The organism is Catalinimonas alkaloidigena (assembly GCF_900100765.1).
Lineage (GTDB): Bacteria > Bacteroidota > Bacteroidia > Cytophagales > Flexibacteraceae > Mooreia > Mooreia alkaloidigena.
Genome location: NZ_FNFO01000002.1, coordinates 837,038 through 856,643 on the forward strand (window position 1 = coordinate 837,038; position 19,606 = coordinate 856,643).

The window sequence follows — 19,606 nt, forward strand, 5'->3', positions numbered from 1 at the left end:
TCATTGCTCAGGAGAGTGGTGGCGGTTTTCTAGTTCATCGAGAAAATATAAAATCTGATCCGCTCTTTCCCGTTTCTTTTTCAACTCACTTCTCATCCCTCTCAATCGCTATGAACACCCGTCTGCTGTACGCGCTTCTTGGGGTAAACCTGCTTTTTCTGCCGCACTTGGCGTCGGCCACACACGTCCGCGGTGGCGAAATCATCTATCGCCAAGACTCACTCGATCCCTTCACGGTCCATTTCGAAATTATTGTCTATCGCGATCAGAACGGAATCGACTTAAAAGATCTGACGTTTTACTCTGGAGATACCTCAGCGGGCATTCTCCTGGGAGACGACCAAGTAACCGTAACCACGTATCCACAGGCTTTTTTACCGGACACGGACCGATGGTTTTACCAATACAGCCATACGTACGACAAACCAGGGAAGTACCTCGCCGCCACCGTGGTGCAGAACCGGAACCGGGGGGTAAGTAATTTTGGGAGCGGCGCTTCCGATATGTACAGTTTCTATGTGGAAACGCAGGTGGACCTGACCGGGCCAACCCCGAATACCTCCCCGCGTTTTGCCATGCCCCTGTTGACGCAAATCGCAGGAGGATTCGAATCAACTTACGCCCTTACCGCCTACGATCCGGATGGCGACAGTCTCTCGTACAGGTTGGTATTGCCTCGGTACTTCGAAGAAAACTCGGTCGATGGTTCTCTGGCGAAACCCCTGCCCAATTACTTTTTTACCAATTCGACCGCTGAGGGGGATACGATCTGGATTGAACCGGTTACCGGCGTGTTGCATGTAACCAATACCCTATTTGGAGAGAGTACCTATGCCGTAGAAGTATCGGAGTGGGATACAGCCACGAAGCGTAGGAAGGGCTACGTGGTCCGCGACTTCCAGTTACTGATCGAGGATCGCCCCGCCGTTTCGAACGAACCGCCGCGCGTCAAAGGACCGGTTACCGATTGGAACGCGGAATTCTGGGTTTCGCCGGAAAGGCCCCTGGAAATCTCGATCGTCGCTGCCGCCACCGTTGGCGAAAGTGCCACGTTATTCGTGGACGGAGAACCTTTACGTTTGCTGGGTGCAGCGGTAGAAGTAGAGCATGAAAGCGCCGATACGGCCTGGGTCACCTTCCGCTGGACGCCTCCGGCCGGCGCCGCACGCAGCCAGCCCTACGACGTGGTGTTTCGTAAAAACGAATACAAAGACCTATCAACTGCCGTTGGCACGGCGTCCGATTTGGTGGTACGGATTCATGTAGACCGGGCTACGGCCCTCGACGACCGTACCGCGCGTCCCTTCCTGAAAGTTTATCCCAACCCTACGGCCGACGTAGTGCGCTTTGAATTGCCCGACCTGACCGGGGCCACCCGCTTCTACTTGTACAACGCCACCGGCCAACTGGTTTACCTGCGTCCGCTGAACCACACTCCGTCGTTCGCCGTCGATCTGCGTACGTTGCCGACCGGAGCTTACCTGTATCGTGTTCAAACGACTTCAGGACAGATCTGGAACGGGCGACTGGTGCGCCAGTAAGCAAAAACGCTTCGGTCTGTCGGATCGACGGTTCAGCCTGCCGGACTGACGGCTGGCGACGAGCGTGCGGGCGGGGTGGGGCAGGAGCGCTTACTTTCAGGGAAACAATGGAACGCCATGGAAACCCTGATTCGCTCGTTGCTCATCCTGCACATCGCCGCCGGCTTCACCGCACTGGTGGCCGGTTTTATCGCCATCGTAACTCCTAAAGGAAAAACCGCGCATCGCCTGAGCGGGCGCTGGTATTTCTGGGGCATGGTCGTGATTGCCATCACGGCCGCGCTGATGGCTGGCTACCGGGGCAACGATTTTCTGTTCACAGTCGGGGTCTTCAGCTTTTTTCTGAGCTACACTGGCTACCGGGCGCTGCAACGAAAGCGCGGCGAACCCGCCCGCGTCCTCGACTGGATGCTGACGGGGCTGGCCCTGGGAACGGGCGTCTACATGGTGGGCAAAGCGGGGCTGGGCTTTTTCAGCGAAGGCTCTGGCTTTGAACCAGTGCTGCTGGTATTTGGGGCGTTCTGTGCACGGAGTGGCTGGCAGAGCCTGCGCGAGTTTCGGCGGCCGTTCGACCCCGCCCGCGATCGTCACCGCTGGTTGTTTCAGCACCTAGGACACATGGGCGGGGCGTACATCGCCACGTTCACGGCGTTTCTGGTGACCAACGTTTCGTGGCAGCCCGCCTGGGTGGTGTGGTTACTGCCGACGGTGATCGGTACCCCGCTGATTGCCTACGCCATTCGTCATTACCGGCAACGGCTCCGGACCCGACAAACATTGGCCGTAGAGCGGACGTAAATTTTTTCCGGACAGGACACAAAACTTCATTCGGCTGGAGGCCTGCCGCAGACAACAGCGTTTCGGCAACCGCAAAGTTTGCTATCCGATTTCCCTTTTCAGAGCGATAGAGAAGGTTTCTGTTTCACCCTTGTTCGGACCAAACACTTTCCGGATGAGGGTGTTTTTTAGTATCTTACAGCAGCCCACACCGAATTTTCGTGCTCGTGAGCGCGGAAACACCGCCGCGGCGGTTGCACTTTCGTGCGGCAACCCATATTTTGACCCCTACAAGATCAAACGATATTGCAAGGCCTGTGGATACTGTAACCTTAACCGAAAACTTAACCCGTGAACAGGTACTCCGCGATTACCGGATTGCCTGCGAGAGCCGTGAAGTCAGCCTGTTGGGGCGCAAAGAGGTGTTTATGGGCAAGGCGAAGTTCGGCATTTTCGGGGACGGCAAGGAAGTAGCCCAGCTGGCGATGGCGCGCGTGTTTCGGAACGGCGACTTTCGGTCGGGCTACTATCGTGATCAGACGTTCATGTCGGCCATTGGTGAACTGACTTGGCAGCAATACTTCGCCCAGCTCTACGCCCACGTTGACGAAGAGGCCGATCCCGCCTCGGCCGGGCGGCAGATGAACAGCCACTTTGCCACGCACTTGTTGGAGCGCGATGGCTCCTGGCGCGAACTGGTCAAGCTGAAGAACGTCATCTCGGATCTTTCGCCGACGGCCGGGCAGATTCCTCGCCTCATTGGGTTGGCGTATGCCTCGAAGCTCTACCGGCAGAATCCGGACCTGAAGCAGTTTGCGCAATTCTCTGAGAACGGCAACGAAATCGCCTTCGGGACCATAGGCAACGCATCTACCTCCGAAGGAATTTTTCTGGAGGCGATCAACGCCGCGGGCGTGTTGCAGATTCCGCTTCTGATGTCGGTCTGGGACGATGGTTACGGCATTTCCGTTCCGAACGAATACCACACGACCAAAGGTAGCATTTCGGAAGCGCTGGCCGGTTTCCAGCGCACCGACGAAAAGCCCGGCTTCGAAATCTTCACCGTGCGGGGTTGGGATTACGAAGCGCTGTGTGAAGCATACCGGCAGGCCGCCAGCCTCTGCCGTCGCGAGCACGTGCCAGTGTTGTTGCACGTCATCGAAATGACCCAACCCCAGGGCCACTCCACGTCGGGCTCGCACGAGCGCTACAAGTCGAAAGAGCGACTGACGTGGGAAAAGAAATTTGATTGCATCCTGAAGATGCGCGAGTGGATGCTGGACTCGGGTCTGGCCGAAGAAGACGAACTCGTGCAGATCGAAAAAGAATCGAAAGAAGTTGCCCGGCAAGCGCGCAACGCTGCCTGGAAGACGTATCTCGCCGATACCATGGGGCAACAGCAAACCGCATTGCGTTTGCTGGAAGTGGCAGCCCGCCACAGCCCGAACGCTGCGACACTGCGGAGCCTGCGGCAGGAACTGCAAAAGACCCTCAACCCCGTGCGGAGCGACGCCGTGCGCACCGTTCGGAAAGCCTTGCGCATCTTGCGTAACGAACCGCTGAACACCGGACGGCAGCAATTACTTTCCTGGTACAACGCCATCCGCAAAGATTACGACGAGCGCTACAGCTCACACCTGCACAGCGAATCGGCCGACTCGGCCCTGCGCGTCGCTACCGTGGCGCCCGCATACAGCGACGAAAGCCCTCTGGTCGACGGGCGTGAAGTGATTCAGGCCTGTTTCGATGCGGCCTTGGGGCGCGATCCTCGCATCTTCGCTTTCGGGGAAGATGTCGGGCAGATCGGCGACGTTAACCAGGGCATGGCCGGTCTTCAGGCCAAGTGGGGGGAATTGCGCGTCACCGATACCGGGATTCGCGAACCGACCATCATCGGGCAAGGCGTCGGAACGGCGTTGCGCGGGCTGCGTCCCATCGCGGAGATCCAATACCTCGATTATACCTACTACGCCCTGCAAACGTTGAGCGACGACCTGGCGTCGTTGCACTACCGCACCAAAGGACGGCAAAAAGCGCCCGTCATCATTCGTACGCGGGGGCACCGCCTGGAAGGCATCTGGCATTCGGGCTCGCCCATTGGCGCCTTGCTGCACAGCCTGCGGGGCATTTACCTGCTGGTACCCCGCAACATGACGCAGGCGGCCGGTTTTTACAACGTGCTGTTGCAGGCCGACGATCCGGCGCTGGTGATCGAATCGTTGAATGCGTATCGCCTGAAAGAACGACTGCCCGACAACGTCGGCGAGTTTACCATTCCGCTGGGCGTACCCGAAGTGCTGCGCGCAGGCCAGGACCTGACGGTCGTCACCTACGGATCGATGTGCCGGATCGTGCTGGACGCTGCTGAGCAACTGGCCGAATACGGCATCGACTGTGAAGTGATTGACGTCCAAACCCTTTCGCCATTCGACATTCACCACTCGATCGTGGAATCGGTAAAGAAAACCAACCGGGTAATCTTTGCCGACGAGGACGTGCCCGGCGGGGCATCGGCCTACATGATGCAGCAGGTGATAGAAGGGCAGGGTGCCTACCGCTACCTGGATTCCGAACCGCGCACGCTTTCGGCACGGGCACACCGCCCGGCTTACGGTTCCGACGGCGATTATTTTTCCAAGCCCAATCTGGAAGATGTTTTCGAACTGGCCTACGCCCTGATGCACGAAGCCGATCCGCAACGGTTTCCGGCCTTGTTCGACTAAAAAGCGAAAGGCGACGTGCTGAACTACGTCGCCTTTTTAGTGCCGGCACATAACCGCTTACAGGTTGACAGGTTTCAACGAATTGTCGTAAGCAGGTTTCTCGTCCAGAATGTAATAGTCTACACCGGCGTACGAAAACAAGAACAACGTTTCCGGCATCAGGTCCGTCGTACTTTGCGTTTCCTGCATCAGCTTACCCGACAGGTTATACACCTGCAGGGTATGCACCGCGGCGGTCGTCGTTTCCGTTTTGTCTTTTTTCTTGTGCTTGCCGTTGTCGTCGGTGGCAGCGAACGTTTCTGATTTGGCGGCCGTAGCCAGAACTAGCGTCAGGGCAAGAAGGGTTTTGAGCGTTTTCATGATTGAAAGAAAATTTAGTTTAGAAAAAATACTGGGTTGCTGTCTAATTTTCCAGAAACGTGCCAACTCTATAAAAACCTTATTTTTGGCTATTAGAGGCGTATTTTGCGAGAAGGCGATGTTCGAAAACGAACACTCGGTTTCCGGAAACGAACAATCGATTTTGTAAAAAAGCGCTCTGGCGGGCGGACCTGTTTCCGTTCCCCTCCGTATCGTTCGGCTCCATCCGCAATGGCGCAACCAGAGGCAGCACGATAAATCTTTGCGCGCGCAATAAGGGTAAAGCGATACCGACTCGTCATTACAATGAACAACCTGATCCGAACCACCCGTCTATGCGTGCGTCTTCCGCTCACCATGCTTCTGCATCCGTACCGACCGATTGGGAGCACGAGGGCATGAGCGATCCGCTGGACAAAGAGTGGGCGCTGCGCGAAGCGTTTGCCACGGACCCGAGGCAGGGGTGCGAACTCCTGTTCCGGTGCTATTATACCGGCCTGTGCAGCCATGCCGTGCGGTTTGTCTACTCCCGGCAGGTGGCAGAAGATCTGGTCGGAGAGGTCTTCGCCACGCTTTGGCAAAAGCAGCTCTACCAGCAGATCAAAGGGAGTTACCGGGCGTACCTTTTTGCGGCGGTCCGCAACCGGGCGGTGACTTACCTGCGCTGGGAATTTGCCCGCGACCGCGCCTCGACCGATGCAAGTCAGCTAGAAGATCTGTTGCAACAGCCTTCGCCTGAGCAGATGATGCAATACGACGAACTGTACGGCCGCATTCGCCAAACCGTGGAGGCGCTCAGTCCGCAGAGTCGGAAAGTCTTTCTGATGAGTCGGTTTGAAGGGAAGCCGAACAAAGAAATTGCGGAAGAATTGAGCCTTTCGATCAAAACCGTGGAAGCGCACATGACCAAAGCGTTGCACGCGCTCCGCAAGGCCCTGAAAGGGGAGTGGCTGTTGCTGGTAAGTGCGCTGGGGGCCACGTTCATGCACCTGTTTTTTTAAAACCACCTCGCCTTTGTAACGACCCGTTTACTTCGATTTTCGATCATGGAGCAGCAACTCTCTCAAACCATACTTCATACCTACTTTGCCGGGCAAGCAACGCCTCTGCAAAAGCAGATGATTTTGGAGTGGTTGCAGCACGCCGAAAATCAGGAGCTTTATTACCAATGGCTGGAAGCGTGGGAAGCCGAGCACCCGCAATACATGGCCGACCCGGCTCCGGCGCTGGCGCAGTTTCAGGCCCTGTTGGACCGGCAGGCAACTCCGGCGCAACCGACTCACGTAAAAGCTCCGGCCGTGCGTCGCGTACGGTTCCGCTGGTGGTGGCCGGCGGCCGCGGCAGTTGTCATCGGCATGGGTGTGGGCTTGTTCGGTCGGTCGCTCGGGTACCGGCATTACACGACGGCCTACGGCGAGGTGCGCGAGGTATTATTGGAAGACGGCAGTCGCGTGACGCTGAATGCACACTCGTCTCTGTACGTTCCCCGTTGGTTCGGTGGGTGGGGGCGGACGGTGCGCCTGGAAGGCGAGGCCGAATTCGTTGTGCAGCCTACGGACGATCACCAACGGTTTCTGGTCGAAACTTCGGAAGGGACGGAAGTCGAAGTGCTGGGAACAACGTTTGCGATCGCCAGTCGTCCGCGAGGCACCCGGGTCGTGCTGCTGGAAGGGAGCATACAACTCCAGACGTCGGCCCAAGCCCTTACGCTGGAGCCAGGCGACGTGGCCCGGATTGGGGAGGAGGGCACCATCCATCGCCAGCAAGTCGACTCTGTGACGCCCTATCTGGCCTGGAAAGATCATCGATTTGTGTTCGACGAAACCACGCTGCGCGAAGTGGCCGATCAGGTAAACGAGATTTTCGGGGTGAAGGTCGAGATTGCCGATCCCACGTTGGCCCGCCGGACCGTGACCGGAACCTATCAGGCCGAAAATGCCGATGATCTGCTGTTGGTACTGGCCGAACTGATGGACATCGAAGTAAGCCAGCAGGGTGACGACCGTCGCCTTTCTGCCCGGCAGTAATCCCGCCAGAGGAAGCGAGGCCTTTGCCCGGATATCCCCCTTTTCGAGTATATTGCTTTTGACGTATCCTGCAACAACCTATGAGACGCTGCACCCACCACAACTTGCGGAGGCTCGCCCTGTTGGGTATGCTATCCCTTTGTGCGTGTGGTCTTTTGGCTCAACCCGGCCCCGCTGATTCCTCTTTCGCTCCGGCACACGACGACGCGGCACCTCCCGGTGCCACCCTGCCTTTACGAGAAGCATTACTGCGCCTACAGACGCATTTTGGCATTGACATTCTCTTCGAAGAGACGGCGCTCGACCGCCAGGAAGTGCCCCGGGACGCATTCGATGCGAAGCAAAGCGTAGAACAGAACCTGACCACGTTGCTGCACGCCACCGGGCTTCAGTTCCGGAAAATAAAGCACAACACGTTTCTGATCAAAGAACTCCCGGCGGGCGATACGCTACTGGCGCCGCACCGGCCTCTGTTTGGCGCACCAGTGCCGAATGAGGACACGGCGGCGGATAAAGAACCAACGGCCCTATCCGAGACGTATGCGATCTCGGGGCGGGTGACCGACGTGCGCGGCATGCCGCTGCCGGGCGTAAACGTCTGGGAAAAAGGTACAACCAACGGAACGGTGACCAATCGGGAAGGGCGATGTTCGCTGCCGGTGTCGGAAGGAGCCGTGCTGGTCTTCAGTGCGGTGGGGTTCAGGCCGCAGGAAGTGCGGGTGGCAAACCGCGCCAGCGTCGACATCGCACTGCGGGAGAATGTGCTGGCCCTGAATGAAGTGGTGGTGGTGGGCTACGGCGCGCAGCGCAAAGAAGACGTCACGGGGGTGGTTGAGACCGTTGAGGTGCAGTCGTTTAACCAGGGCGCGATTGTGACGCCCGATCAGCTCATCAGTGGTAAAGTGGCGGGTGTTCAGATCACGCAAAATTCAGGGGAGCCAGGCGGGCAGACCTCCGTCCGCATCCGGGGTGGCACCTCGATCAATGCCAGCAATGAGCCCCTGTACGTGATCGACGGCGTGCCGATCGACAATGCGCCCTTCAACCCGCGTGGTTTCACGGCCGGGCGTAACCCACTCAACGCACTGAATCCGGCCGATATCGAGTCGTTCACGGTGTTGAAAGATGCCTCCGCTACCGCCATTTACGGCTCGCGTGGGGCCAACGGCGTCATCCTCATCACGACCAAGAAAGGCCACGCCGGCGAAGACGTACGCGTTCACTACGACGGTTGGGTTTCGGCGGCCACCCTTGCCAGGGGGGCGTCGGTCCTGAATGCCGAACAGTTCAGCCACCTGATCCGGGAACAGGCTCCGGAACGCGCGCCTTTTATCGGTACCGCCGCAACGGACTGGAGTCGGGCGATCTACCAAACGGCCTGGGGGCAGAACCATGCGCTGAGCCTGACGGGTGGAGGCAAACACTCGGGCTACCGGGCTTCGGTCGGGTTTATGGACCAGAACGGTATTCTGAAAACCTCGCGGACCCAGCGCACCAGCGTTTCGCTCGGCCTGCGCGAAGATCTTCTCAACGACCAACTGCGCCTGGATCTGCACCTGAAAGGTGCCTACGCTTACGACTGGTTCGCGCCGCTGACCGCCATTGGCCATGCGGCGCGATTCAATCCCACTCAACCCGTTTACGACGCGGACAGTCCCTGGAGCGGTTTCTACGAAGAAGCTAACGACCTGGCACCGAAAAATCCGGTGGCCGAACTCGCCCTGACGCGCGACCAGGGGCAGCAATACCGGAGCATCGGCAACCTGCAGCTCGATTACCAACTGCCCTGGCTTACCGGCCTGAGTGCGAAACTGAACGTAGGCTACGACCTCCAGAACGGCGACCGAAAGCGGCTCCTGCCCACCACTTTGCGGTCGCAGTACACCACGCACGGCGAAATCAGAGTCGCCGACGTGACGCGCACCAACAAGGTGCTCGATACCTATCTGACGTATCGCCGCGCGTTCGAAGCGTTCCAAAGTACGGTCGAGATGACCGGTGGCTATTCGTACCAGGATTTTCGTAACGTCTATCCCGAGTACCTGGGCTTCGATTTTTCGTCGACCCTGCAAAACGAACTGGGCTTTGACAATCCGCGCTATGTGCGACAGACCGAGCACGTCACCACGGTGCTGGCGAATCGGCTGATTGCCTTTTTCGGACGCATGAACTACACCTGGAAAGACCGTTACCTGATGACGGTCACGGTGCGTCGCGACGGCTCTTCGCGCTTCGGGCGGAGCCACCGGTGGGGCACTTTTCCGTCGGCGGCGGTGGGCTGGCGTGTGAACAACGAGCCTTTTCTGGCGCAGGCAACGTGGCTGTCGACGTTGAAGCTGCGGTTAGGGTGGGGCGTTACGGGCAACCAGGACATTCCTGACTATCGGTTTTTGCCGACGTACATGCCGGGCGACGGACGTACGCAGGTGCAGTTCGGCGATGAGTTTGTCTCGACGCTGCGGCCCAACGGGTACGATCCTAACCTGAAGTGGGAAGCGACGCGTTCGGTCAATCTGGGGCTGGAATACGGTTTCTGGCAGAACCGCCTTTCCGGTGCGGTGGAACTCTACCACAAAAAAACGGACGATCTATTGTTCGAAGTGGCGGTGCCCGCCGGGGCTAACCTTTCCAATCTGATTCTCACCAACATTGGTACGGTCGAAAACCGTGGCCTTGAATTCAGCCTGAACAGCAAAGTGGTCGCCCGCCAGCGCGCGACCTGGGAGGTAGGACTGGTAGCAGCCTATAATCATAACCAAGTGCTGCGCCTGGCCGGCAGCGTCGATCCCGATTTTCAGGGGTATCCCACCGGCTTGATTTTCGGCGGAACGGGCAATACCGTACAGATTTTACGCGAAGGAGAGCCCGTTAACGCCTTTTTTGTGTTCCGACACAAGCTGGATGCGAACGGAAATCCGCTGCCCGACGGCGTGGATCATAACGGCGACGGTGTCCTCAACCCGGCGGATCTGTACCAGGACCTGAACGGCGATGGCCTGGTGAACGAACAGGACCGCGCGCCTTTTCACGCCCCGGCACCGCAGATGCTGTATGGCCTTACGTCCGGCGGAACGGTGGGCCCTTTCGACTGGAGTGTAACCCTGCGGGCGCAAACCGGCAATTACGTTTACAACAATGGCGCCTCGTATGCCGCCCTGAGCCGCATCACGACCGAAATCACGCCGACCAACCTGCCGACTTCGTATGCCGCTACGCAGTTTCTGGTGCCACAGTACTTTTCCGATCGCTTTGTCGAACGGGCGTCGTTTGTGCGTTTGGATAACCTGACGGTCGGTTGTAACCCGCTGTCGCGGTCCGAACTTGTGCAACTGCGCGTGTACGCTACCGCGCAAAATCTCTTTGTTCTGACGCCGTACAGCGGGCCGGACCCGGAGATCGGCAACATCAGTGGCAAAACCGAAGAAATGCGGTACGGTATCGACGATGCCCTGTATCCGCGGGCACGTACGTTTCTATTGGGCATTCACCTCAGCTTTTGAACGGGTAGTATGAAGCAGCTGAGCCACATCATCGCGGGAATTTGCATGCTGACGCTGGCGGCCTGTACCGACCTGGATCTGGAGCCGCAAAGCAGCCTGACCAGCGACAACGCTTTCGCTTCGCCCGATGCTTACCAGGCGTTTCTGGCGCGGGTGTACGCGGGCCTTTCAGTGAGTGGACAACAGGGCCCCTCGGGCGATCCGGACATCAAAGGTATCGACGAAGGATTCTCCAATTACCTACGGCAGTACTGGAAAGCGCAGGAGCTCACGACCGACGAGGCCGTGATCGGGTGGAGTGATGCCGGCTTGTCCGATTACCACGATCACGACTGGACGGCCGCCAACCAGTTTATCACGGCGCTCTACAACCGAGTCTTCTATCAGATCTCCATCAGCAACGAATTTTTGCAGGAAACGACGGACGAGAAATTGGACAGCCGTGCCGTTGGCGAGCCGCTGCGTACCCAGATCCGACGCTTCCGGGCCGAAGCTCGCTTTTTGCGGGCGCTCAGCTACTGGCACGCCCTTGATCTGTTTGGGCCCGTGCCGTTCTATACCGAAACGCATCCCCACGGCGAAGCGCCCGATCAGGCATCGCGGCAGGACGTCTTTGCGTTTGTGGAGCGGGAACTGCTGGCGATAGAAGCCGATCTGTACGCCCCCCGGCAAGGGCCGTACGGTCGGGCTGACCGGGCTGCGGCGTGGACGCTGCTGGCCAAGTTGTACCTGAATGCGGAAGTCTACACCGGCCAGCCGCGGTATGGCGATTGTCGGGTCGTCTGCGAGCAAATTCTGGGCGCGGGTGTCTATGCACTGACGCCGGTGTACCTGCACCTGTTCCGGGCCGACAACCACACGTCGCCGGAAATCATCTTTCCCATTACGTTTGACGGACTGCATACCCAGACGTTCGGCGGCATGACGTTCCTGACGCATGCGGCGGTGGGGGGGCGCATGGACGCGGCCGACTACGGCATCGACGGTGGGTGGTGGGGCCTGCGGACGACCCGCGCCCTGGTGGAGCGTTTCCCGGGGGGAAGTGCAACGGCCGACGGACGGGCCACGTTCTATACCGACGGGCAGACGCTGGAGATCGACGCTTTGTCGGATTTTACGCAGGGATATGCCCTGCCCAAGTTCACGAACCGGACGGCCGCAGGCGCGGCGGGCTCGCATGCTACGTTCCCCGACACCGATTTTCCGTTTTTTCGATTGGCCGATGTCTACCTGATGTATGCCGAGGCGGTAGTACGGGGCGGTGGGGGCGACCGGGTTCGGGCGCTTGCGTACGTTAACCAGCTTCGCGAACGGGCGTACGGCACAACCGAAGGGACGCTGACCGAAGCGGATCTGACGCTGGCGTTTCTCCTGGACGAGCGGTCGCGGGAGTTGTACTGGGAAGGCCAACGCCGGACTGACCTGATTCGTTTCGGGCAGTTTACCACCCACGGGCGCTGGCCCTGGAAAGGGGGCGTGAAAGAAGGCAAGCCCACCGAAGCGTTCCGCGAATTATTCCCGCTGCCGGCCTCCGAACTGCTGGCCAATCCTAAATTGATACAAAATCCTCATTACTAACCTGCAACCGAAGTTCGCGTAACAACAGGATAAGATTTGGTGGTGTAAGTAGGACTGAGCCCCGGCGAGAGCAATTCTTGCGCGGGGTTCGTCCCTTTTTAACGGGCGTGTTTCTCCGAAATTTTCTCGAAATACTCGGAGACACTGGTCGCTCGCCGGAAAAACGACTTGAGCAACGTAAAGGCAAACAGCCCGCTGCCCAAAAACATCAGCAGGTTCCAATAGAGGGCCACCGGGGTGGTATAAGGTTCGAGCAGAAGCGCTTCCGGCGCAATGGTCAGCAGGTCCGATTCCAACAGGTGCAGGTTGTCAGCACTTAGCTTCTCCAGGCCCGCTTTGGTCACACCGCTCAGTAGGGTGCTGTCGGGCAGGAGGCAAGTGTTGTAGTTTTCGCAATTGCGGGGGCGTTTGGGAAGTTGCACCAGCAGATGAGCCGTTACGGGCTGCCCGGCGAGCAGGCGATCCTGCTGTGCCTGGCTGATGACCGGATAAGTAATGTCTGTGGTCAGCGAGCGCTCGTCGGCCGAAGTCAGGTACGGCCCGGCGGCAATGGCGTTGTGGATGGTCACGTAACGAGGATCGTGCGCGCCCTCGGTTTCCAGCGCCGCAATATCCGCCTCGTACGGCGTGCGGGCGTAGTAGTTAATTTTAAGGCCGTCGAGACCTTTCCAGGAGACGAAGAAGAAGAGCGCCCCGAACAGGAGCTTGTTGAAGATGGTGCGCATCAGCTAGTAGACAGACCAGCGGGCAAATTACGGGACGTGCCAAACAAAAAAAGACAAAACGTGTTTCCGAAGAGTACAGGCGTCCGACGCCGCACCGATTCGTTGTGCCTATCGCTGCGTTCCGGCAAATATGCACGGGAGAAGGTTCTGATTCTGCAACTAAATCCGTAGGTTCGCTACGCGAAGTGGGATCAGTCCGATCGAAGCGTACATGGCGCGACAGGCCTCGGCAGTATTTTTTGGGCTACGCGGGTGTGGTTTCTTCATGCTACTCTAGGCCCAGGAGTGCGCTCTCCTACCCAACAGGCCGAAGGTCGCGAGCGGCGAAAGACTGAGAAACTAGAAGCAATTTGTACTTTATAGTGACGTTGTTCCTCGGAAAGTGGGCGTAAGGAGCCATACTTTTTCCGGATGCTTCCGCTTCCCGAACAACCGACCAGATACATTATTTTACGCGATTTTGAATCCTTTGCCATCTTCTGAGTTTGGCCAGACCCCGTGGCTACACGACTTATACATGCAGGCTCCGGTTGCCATCGGAATTTACCTCGGTGAGCAGCACGTCATTCAGTTTGCCAACCCCCGCATGTGCGAGATTTGGGGGCGCAGCTTCCAACAGGTGATCAATACGCCACTCTTCAAAGCATTGCCCGAAGTCAGCGGACAGGGATTTGAGGAGATTCTGGCCGACGTGTACCATCGGGGAGTGCCTTTTACGGGCGACGAGTTGCCGGCCACCCTGCAACGGAACGGCAAGCTGGAACTGGCATACTTCAACATCCTGTATGATCCGCTGCGCAACGAGCAGAACGAAGTGTACGGCGTTTTGCAAACCGCCATCGAAGTGACCGAATTGGTGGAAGCGCGTAAAAAGGCCGAGTACAACGAGGAAACCCTGAAAGTCGCGCTGGAAGCCGCCCGCATGGGTACTTTCCTGGTCGATTTTGTGCACCAATCCTTAACCACTTCCAAAAGCTACGACCAGATTTTTGGCTATGCCGACGGCGACTTCGTCTGGGATCAGACGCGCTTCTGGCGCCATGTGCTGCCGGAAGATCGGCCCGAGCTCGAAGCGGTCTACCAACGAGGCTTGCAAGAAGGCACGCTTGATTTCGAAACGCGCATTCGGTGGGAAGACGGAAGTCTGCACTGGGTGCAGGTCAAGGGTAAAATATCCTTCAACCTCAAGGGAAATCCGATGCACCTGACGGGCATCGTCATGGACATTACGGAGCAGCGACAGGCCGCCGAACGCGAACGGCAACTGGCCGCCGAACAGGCCGCCCGCTTGGAAGCCGAACGGCAAGGGAAAATCCTCCACGATTTGTTCATGCACGCTCCGGCGCTGATCTGCATTCTGAATGGGCCGACCCACACCTTTACGTTGGTGAATCCCCTTTACCAACAGTTATTTCCGGGGCGGCAGTTACTTGGGGTGCCGTTGCTGGAGGCCTTGCCGGAATTGACCGGCCAGCCCATCGAGGGCATCATCAACCAGGTCTATGAAACCGGCGAGACGTTTGTCGGCAAAGAAGTCCCTGTGGAACTGAAGCGGGACGACACGCGCCAGCTGGTAACTACCTATTTCAACTTCGTCTACCAGGCCATGCGCGACAAGGACGAGAACGTCAGTGGCATTTTGGTCTTTGCGTTCGATGTGACGGAACAATTGCTGGCCCGCAAACAGATCGAGCACAATGCAGAGAGCCTGCGGCTGGCCCTGGAGGCCGGCAGTATGGGCACCTGGGATCTGGATCTGGTCCGGCAGACTACCGTTCGGACGATCCAGCACGATGCCATTTTCGGTTACGAACGCCTGCTCGATCACTGGGATTACGAGAGCTTTATGCGCCACGTGCTGCCGCAGTACAAAGAGGAAGTCGCCCGTGCTTTTCAGAAATCGTACGCGAGCGGTGAACTTAACTTTGAAACGCGCATCCAGACCATCGATAACCATTTGCGGTGGATTGCCGTACGCGGCCGCACGTTCTACCAGGACGCGCAACCGATCCGCATGGCCGGGGTCGTGATGGACATCACTTCGCGCAAGCGGGTCGAAGAGCAGTTGCAGCAACTGACCGAAGAGCTGGCCAGCAGCAATGAAGAATTGCTGGCCGCCAACGAAGAGATTCGGGCGGGTATGGAAGAGCTTTCGCTGGCCAACAAGCAGCTGCGGCTGATCAATGCCGATCTGGACAATTTCATTTATACCGCCTCGCACGACCTGAAAGCGCCCATCCTCAACATCGAAGGGCTGATGAAACTTCTGGTGCGCAACCTGCCGATCGAGAGCCTGGAGAACCAGACGGTCACCAAGATCATGAGCTCGATCGACAATTCGGTCAAGCGATTCCAAACTACTATCGAAGAGCTGGCCAACATCACCAAGCTCCAGCGCGAATCCGAAGAGCCCGTGCTGATCGAGTTTGCGACGGTGGTGCGGGACGTACTGCTCGACTTGCAGACGCAGGTAGAAGAAGCAGAACCGCACATCGAAACGCATTTTGAAGCCTGCCAGCCCCTGCGCTTCTCCTATAAAAACTTGAAGAGTGTTTGTTACAACCTGATTTCCAACGCCATAAAGTACCGGGCACCAGAGCGTCCCCTAACGATTTCGATCACTTGTTACCAGGAAGCAAGTTATCAGGTGCTGGAGGTAGAAGACAACGGGTTGGGCATGAAAGAAGAAAACATTCCGAAGGTGTTCAGCATGTTCAAGCGGCTGCATACGCACGTCGAGGGGTCGGGCGTAGGGCTTTACCTAGTTAAGCGCATCGTCGACAACGCCGGCGGCAAGGTCGAGGTGGAAAGTGAGGAAGGCGTCGGGACCACGTTCCGCGTTCTGTTGCCCATGGACTGACCGCCGTGCGGTTCCCTGTTTTTTTCGTACTTTCGAACAAGGTAGCCAGGGTTCGGTCGGCTGCCGTGCGGTTCTGTTACTACATCCATGCTTTCTAAAAAAACCAAATATGCGATCAATGCCCTGGTTCGTCTCGCCAAGGAGAAAGAGCGTGGGCCCATTCTGATCAGTGAAATCTCGGAGCGGGAAAACATTCCCAAGAAATTTCTGGAAGCCATTCTGCTGGACCTGAAAAATGCGGGTGTGCTGGGTAGCAAAAAAGGGAGGGGTGGAGGCTATTACCTGCTGCGCGATCCGGCGGAGGTCAATCTGGCGGACGTGATCCGTCTGTTCGACGGGGCGCTGGCGCTGTTGCCCTGCGTAACGTATAAGTATTACGAGCGTTGTGAAGAGTGTCGCGACGAAGAAACCTGCGGCATCCGCGACGTGATTGCGCAAGTGCGTGACCAAACGGTGAAGATCCTGAAAGACAACACATTAGCGGACATCATACGCCGGGAAGAGACGCTGAAGATCACGCCCTGAAATTTTTTTACATCAAAGTCTACTAAGTCTGTAGGTTTTTAGATTTATTGTTCGAATCTTTGTGAACGAGATCGGGGCGCGTGACGCGCTAGACTCAGGTGTGCTTCTGGAAAGAAGCAATTTTTTTGCCTTATAAATCTATTATTTCTGTAGACTTTATTGATTTATGATATGAAACAGGTACGCTTTCTTCTTTTCCTCCTGGTGCTGGTCACGGCGATTGCCCCGTGGGTCCGCGCGCAAAACAGCCCCGTATTGATCACCGGACAGGTCCACGATACCCAAACGCAGGAACCCCTGATTGGCGTCAACGTCATGGTCCAGGGCACCGTAACCGGTACCATCACCGATGCCGACGGAAATTTCAGCCTGCGTACGCAGTTGCGCCTGCCGCTGGTGCTGGTCTTTTCGATGGTGGGATTCGAGCCTCGGGAGGTCACGCTCAACAGCGCTAACACCGGCCTGAACGTTTCGCTCAATGCACAGACCGTCCTGGCCGACGAAGTGGTGGTTACGGCTTCGCGGGTAGAAGAACGCATTGCGCGGTCGCCGGTCGCCATCGATAAGCTCGACATTCGGGCCATCAAGGAGACACCCGCCCCGACCTTTTTCGATGCGCTGGAAAGCGTGAAGGGCATTCAGATGACAACGTCGAGCATGGGCTTCAAGGTGCCGAACGCGCGTGGCTTCAACAATACGACCAACGCGCGTTTTACCCAACTGGTCGACGGAACCGACGTGCAGTCGCCCGGCATCGGAGCACCGATTGCAAACACACTCGGCCCGACGGAACTCGATATTGAAAGTATTGAAATTATGCCCGGGGCTTCGTCGGCCCTCTACGGCATGAATGCCCTGAACGGAATGATCAACATCCAGACCAAAAGCCCATTCCTTTACCAGGGCCTGAGCGTCTACCAGAAAGTGGCAGTCAACCACATCAACGATCCCGATCTGCCGGCAAAGCCGTTTACCGAAACGGCCCTGCGCTACGCCAAGGCCTTTAACGACCGCTTTGCTGTTAAAATCAACCTGGGGTACACACGAGGCACCGACTGGGTCGCCAACGATACGCGCGACCTGAACCCGGATGCCAACGCTTCGGTAGGCCTGACCGGTGCCGATAATCCGGGGCTGGACCCGATCAACAGCTATGGCAACGAAAACTCGAACCGGCGTAACCTTGAGGTCGACGGAAAGCTTTATCAGGTGCGGCGCACAGGCTATTACGATCGGGAGATCACTAACTACAACATCGAAAACATCAAAGCCGATGTGGCCCTGCACTACCGTCTGACCGAGCGCCTGGAGGCCATCTATACCTACAAAGTGGGTCGTGCCGACGCCAATTACACGCGCGGGAACCGCATTGGCCTCGACGACTTTCTGCTGCAACAGCACCGGGTGGAACTGAAGGGCCCGCGTTTCCTGCTGCGCGCTTACGAAGTGCACGAAAATTCCGGCAATAGCTACAACATGCGTCCGCTGGGCGAAAACCTGGATCGCTCCTTCAAGTCAGACGACGTGTGGTTTGCCGACTATAAAACGGCGCTGACGACACAGCTCGACGCCGGCGTAGCGCAGGCAGAAGCCCACCGGCTGGCGCGTCAGGCTGCCGATGCGGGTCGATTCCAGCCCGGCACGCCGGAGTTTGAGGCGGAACGCAAACGGCTGATCGGCATCAACAACTGGGACCAGGGCGCCTGGTTGCTCATGAAAAACCGCTTCTATCAGGCCGAAGGGCAGTACGACCTGAGCGAGCTGGTCAACAACCGGTTCAACCTGCTGGTGGGAGCCGACCACCGAACCTATGTAATTTATCCGGACGGCAACAGTTTCATCAATCCGGACGAGCCAGGCGAAAATCTGTACTACAGCAAGACCGGCGGTTTTGTGCAGATAAGCCGGACGATGCTGGACAAACGCCTGAAGGTGACGGGATCGTTGCGCCTCGACAAGGCCGACTATTTCAAAAGCAAACTCAACCCACGGGTTTCGGTGGTGTATACGGCCAATGAAGTGCACAACTTCCGGGTTTCGTACCAGAACGGCTATCGCTTTCCGACCATTTTCGAAGGGTTTTCGTACGTGAACAACGGCGGCATCCGGCGCCTGGGAGGCTTGCCCCTGATGTCGCAGCGGGATCAGATTTTCGAAAACTCGTACGTGCGCTCGTCGGTCGATGCGTTCCAAAAAGCGGTGGTGAGCGATGTCAATACCCTGGGACTGACCCGCGAAGAAGCGGCACTGAAGAACAAAGATCTCCTGCTCCGCAACACCTACACTTATCTGCAACCCGAGCACATCCACGCGTTCGATGCGGGCTATCGCGCTTCGCTTTTCAACAACAAGCTGTACGTCGATGTGGATTTGTATTTCAACATCTACAGCAACTTCATCGATCAGCTGGAGGTCGCGGTGCCCAACCGGGGAACCATCGGGCAGGTACAGGAAGGGGGCGTCGATTCCACCCTTTTCCAGATGGTCGACACCCGTACGCAGGAGCGGTACCGCATGTGGACCAATTCGACCAGCATCACGTATAACTACGGCGCTTCGGTGGGACTGGCCTACAACCTGTACAAGAATTATACGCTGAGCGGCAACCTGAGCTATGCAGTGCTGGACCGCGTCGCCAAACGCGATCCGCTCGAAGCCGCCTTCAACACGCCCCAATACATAGTCAACATGAGTTTCGGCAACCGGCAGGTGCTCAAAAACCTGGGCTATAACCTGGCCTGGCACTGGCAGGATGCCTTCCTGTGGAAAGCGTCGCTGGCCAACGGCACCGTACCGGCCTACCAAACGGTCGACGCGCAGGTGACTTACCGCGTGCCTTCCTGGAAGGCGACCGCGAAGCTGGGAGGCTCTAATCTGCTCAACCACCGTTACGTCCAGTACATCGGCGGACCTACGGTCGGCGCGATTTACTACTTGGCCCTGACGTTCGACGGCTTACTGAACTAACCACTTTTTCTAATCCTTGCGGA

General features: G+C 57.6%; 12 protein-coding genes. 10 read left to right on the forward strand and 2 right to left on the reverse strand.

Going from position 1 to position 19,606, the window contains the following annotated elements:
* The first annotated feature begins 110 nt into the window (after positions 1 to 110).
* The 3 genes from BLR44_RS06985 (at position 111) to BLR44_RS06995 (ending at position 5,041) form a co-directional block, all read left to right on the forward strand.
* Positions 111 to 1,541: a T9SS type A sorting domain-containing protein gene (locus BLR44_RS06985; protein WP_089680617.1), complete on the forward strand. Its 1,431-nt coding sequence runs from the start codon at positions 111 to 113 to the stop codon at positions 1,539 to 1,541.
* Positions 1,542 to 1,658: 117 nt separating this feature from the next.
* Positions 1,659 to 2,339 (forward strand): DUF2306 domain-containing protein, encoded by a 681-nt coding sequence (locus BLR44_RS06990; RefSeq protein ID WP_089680619.1) that lies wholly within the window; start codon positions 1,659 to 1,661, stop codon positions 2,337 to 2,339.
* Positions 2,340 to 2,635: 296 nt separating this feature from the next.
* Complete coding sequence (locus BLR44_RS06995) at positions 2,636 to 5,041, forward strand: alpha-ketoacid dehydrogenase subunit alpha/beta (protein ID WP_245705992.1); 2,406 nt, start codon at positions 2,636 to 2,638, stop codon at positions 5,039 to 5,041.
* 57 nt (positions 5,042 to 5,098) lie between these two features.
* Here the strand turns inward: BLR44_RS06995 and BLR44_RS07000 are convergent, their stop codons facing one another.
* Positions 5,099 to 5,401, reverse strand: coding sequence for a hypothetical protein (locus BLR44_RS07000; RefSeq protein WP_089680621.1), 303 nt, complete (start codon positions 5,399 to 5,401; stop codon positions 5,099 to 5,101).
* Between the two features lie 335 nt (positions 5,402 to 5,736).
* On the opposite strand from BLR44_RS07000, the gene BLR44_RS07005 reads away from it, so the two are divergent.
* From BLR44_RS07005 to BLR44_RS07020, 4 genes are all read left to right on the forward strand, one after another.
* Positions 5,737 to 6,402 (forward strand): RNA polymerase sigma-70 factor, encoded by a 666-nt coding sequence (locus BLR44_RS07005; RefSeq protein WP_245705993.1) that lies wholly within the window; start codon positions 5,737 to 5,739, stop codon positions 6,400 to 6,402.
* A 45-nt stretch (positions 6,403 to 6,447) separates the two neighbouring features.
* Positions 6,448 to 7,428 carry a FecR family protein gene (locus BLR44_RS07010; protein ID WP_089680625.1) on the forward strand — a complete coding sequence of 327 codons (981 nt, stop codon included), beginning with the start codon at positions 6,448 to 6,450 and terminating at the stop codon, positions 7,426 to 7,428.
* Positions 7,429 to 7,556: 128 nt separating this feature from the next.
* On the forward strand, positions 7,557 to 10,928 hold the full coding sequence (locus tag BLR44_RS07015; protein ID WP_245705994.1) for a SusC/RagA family TonB-linked outer membrane protein: 3,372 nt from the start codon (positions 7,557 to 7,559) through the stop codon (positions 10,926 to 10,928).
* Between the two features lie 9 nt (positions 10,929 to 10,937).
* Positions 10,938 to 12,506, forward strand: a complete 1,569-nt coding sequence (locus BLR44_RS07020; RefSeq protein ID WP_089680630.1) for a RagB/SusD family nutrient uptake outer membrane protein — start codon at positions 10,938 to 10,940, stop codon at positions 12,504 to 12,506.
* 98 nt (positions 12,507 to 12,604) lie between these two features.
* On the opposite strand, the gene BLR44_RS07025 is transcribed toward BLR44_RS07020, so the two are convergent.
* Positions 12,605 to 13,231: a hypothetical protein gene (locus tag BLR44_RS07025; protein WP_089680632.1), complete on the reverse strand. Its 627-nt coding sequence runs from the start codon at positions 13,229 to 13,231 to the stop codon at positions 12,605 to 12,607.
* Between the two features lie 517 nt (positions 13,232 to 13,748).
* Here BLR44_RS07025 and BLR44_RS07030 point away from each other — a divergent pair.
* The 3 genes from BLR44_RS07030 to BLR44_RS07040 all read left to right on the forward strand — a co-directional run bounded on the left by BLR44_RS07030 (position 13,749) and on the right by BLR44_RS07040 (position 19,583).
* The gene (locus BLR44_RS07030) at positions 13,749 to 16,091 is read left to right on the forward strand and encodes a PAS domain-containing sensor histidine kinase (RefSeq protein ID WP_089680635.1); all 2,343 of its coding nucleotides are present in this window, start codon (positions 13,749 to 13,751) and stop codon (positions 16,089 to 16,091) included.
* A gap of 87 nt (positions 16,092 to 16,178) precedes the next feature.
* Positions 16,179 to 16,616: an RrF2 family transcriptional regulator gene (locus tag BLR44_RS07035; protein WP_089680637.1), complete on the forward strand. Its 438-nt coding sequence runs from the start codon at positions 16,179 to 16,181 to the stop codon at positions 16,614 to 16,616.
* A gap of 171 nt (positions 16,617 to 16,787) precedes the next feature.
* Complete coding sequence (locus BLR44_RS07040; RefSeq protein WP_089680638.1) at positions 16,788 to 19,583, forward strand: TonB-dependent receptor; 2,796 nt, start codon at positions 16,788 to 16,790, stop codon at positions 19,581 to 19,583.
* Positions 19,584 to 19,606: the final 23 nt, after the last annotated feature.

Excerpts from the sequence above, each read along its gene's own strand:
- BLR44_RS07005 (WP_245705993.1), top strand. The coding sequence starts at position 5,737 with ATGCGTGCGTCTTCCGCTCACCATGCTTCTGCATCCGTACCGACCGAT.
- BLR44_RS07035 (WP_089680637.1), top strand. The coding sequence starts at position 16,179 with ATGCTTTCTAAAAAAACCAAATATGCGATCAATGCCCTGGTTCGTCTC.
- BLR44_RS07030 (WP_089680635.1), top strand. The coding sequence starts at position 13,749 with ATGCAGGCTCCGGTTGCCATCGGAATTTACCTCGGTGAGCAGCACGTC.
- BLR44_RS07025 (WP_089680632.1), bottom strand. The coding sequence starts at position 13,231 with ATGCGCACCATCTTCAACAAGCTCCTGTTCGGGGCGCTCTTCTTCTTC.
- BLR44_RS07040 (WP_089680638.1), top strand. The coding sequence starts at position 16,788 with ATGAAACAGGTACGCTTTCTTCTTTTCCTCCTGGTGCTGGTCACGGCG.
- BLR44_RS06990 (WP_089680619.1), top strand. The coding sequence starts at position 1,659 with ATGGAAACCCTGATTCGCTCGTTGCTCATCCTGCACATCGCCGCCGGC.
- BLR44_RS07020 (WP_089680630.1), top strand. The coding sequence starts at position 10,938 with ATGAAGCAGCTGAGCCACATCATCGCGGGAATTTGCATGCTGACGCTG.
- BLR44_RS07015 (WP_245705994.1), top strand. The coding sequence starts at position 7,557 with ATGCTATCCCTTTGTGCGTGTGGTCTTTTGGCTCAACCCGGCCCCGCT.
- BLR44_RS07000 (WP_089680621.1), bottom strand. The coding sequence starts at position 5,401 with ATGAAAACGCTCAAAACCCTTCTTGCCCTGACGCTAGTTCTGGCTACG.
- BLR44_RS06985 (WP_089680617.1), top strand. The coding sequence starts at position 111 with ATGAACACCCGTCTGCTGTACGCGCTTCTTGGGGTAAACCTGCTTTTT.
- BLR44_RS07010 (WP_089680625.1), top strand. The coding sequence starts at position 6,448 with ATGGAGCAGCAACTCTCTCAAACCATACTTCATACCTACTTTGCCGGG.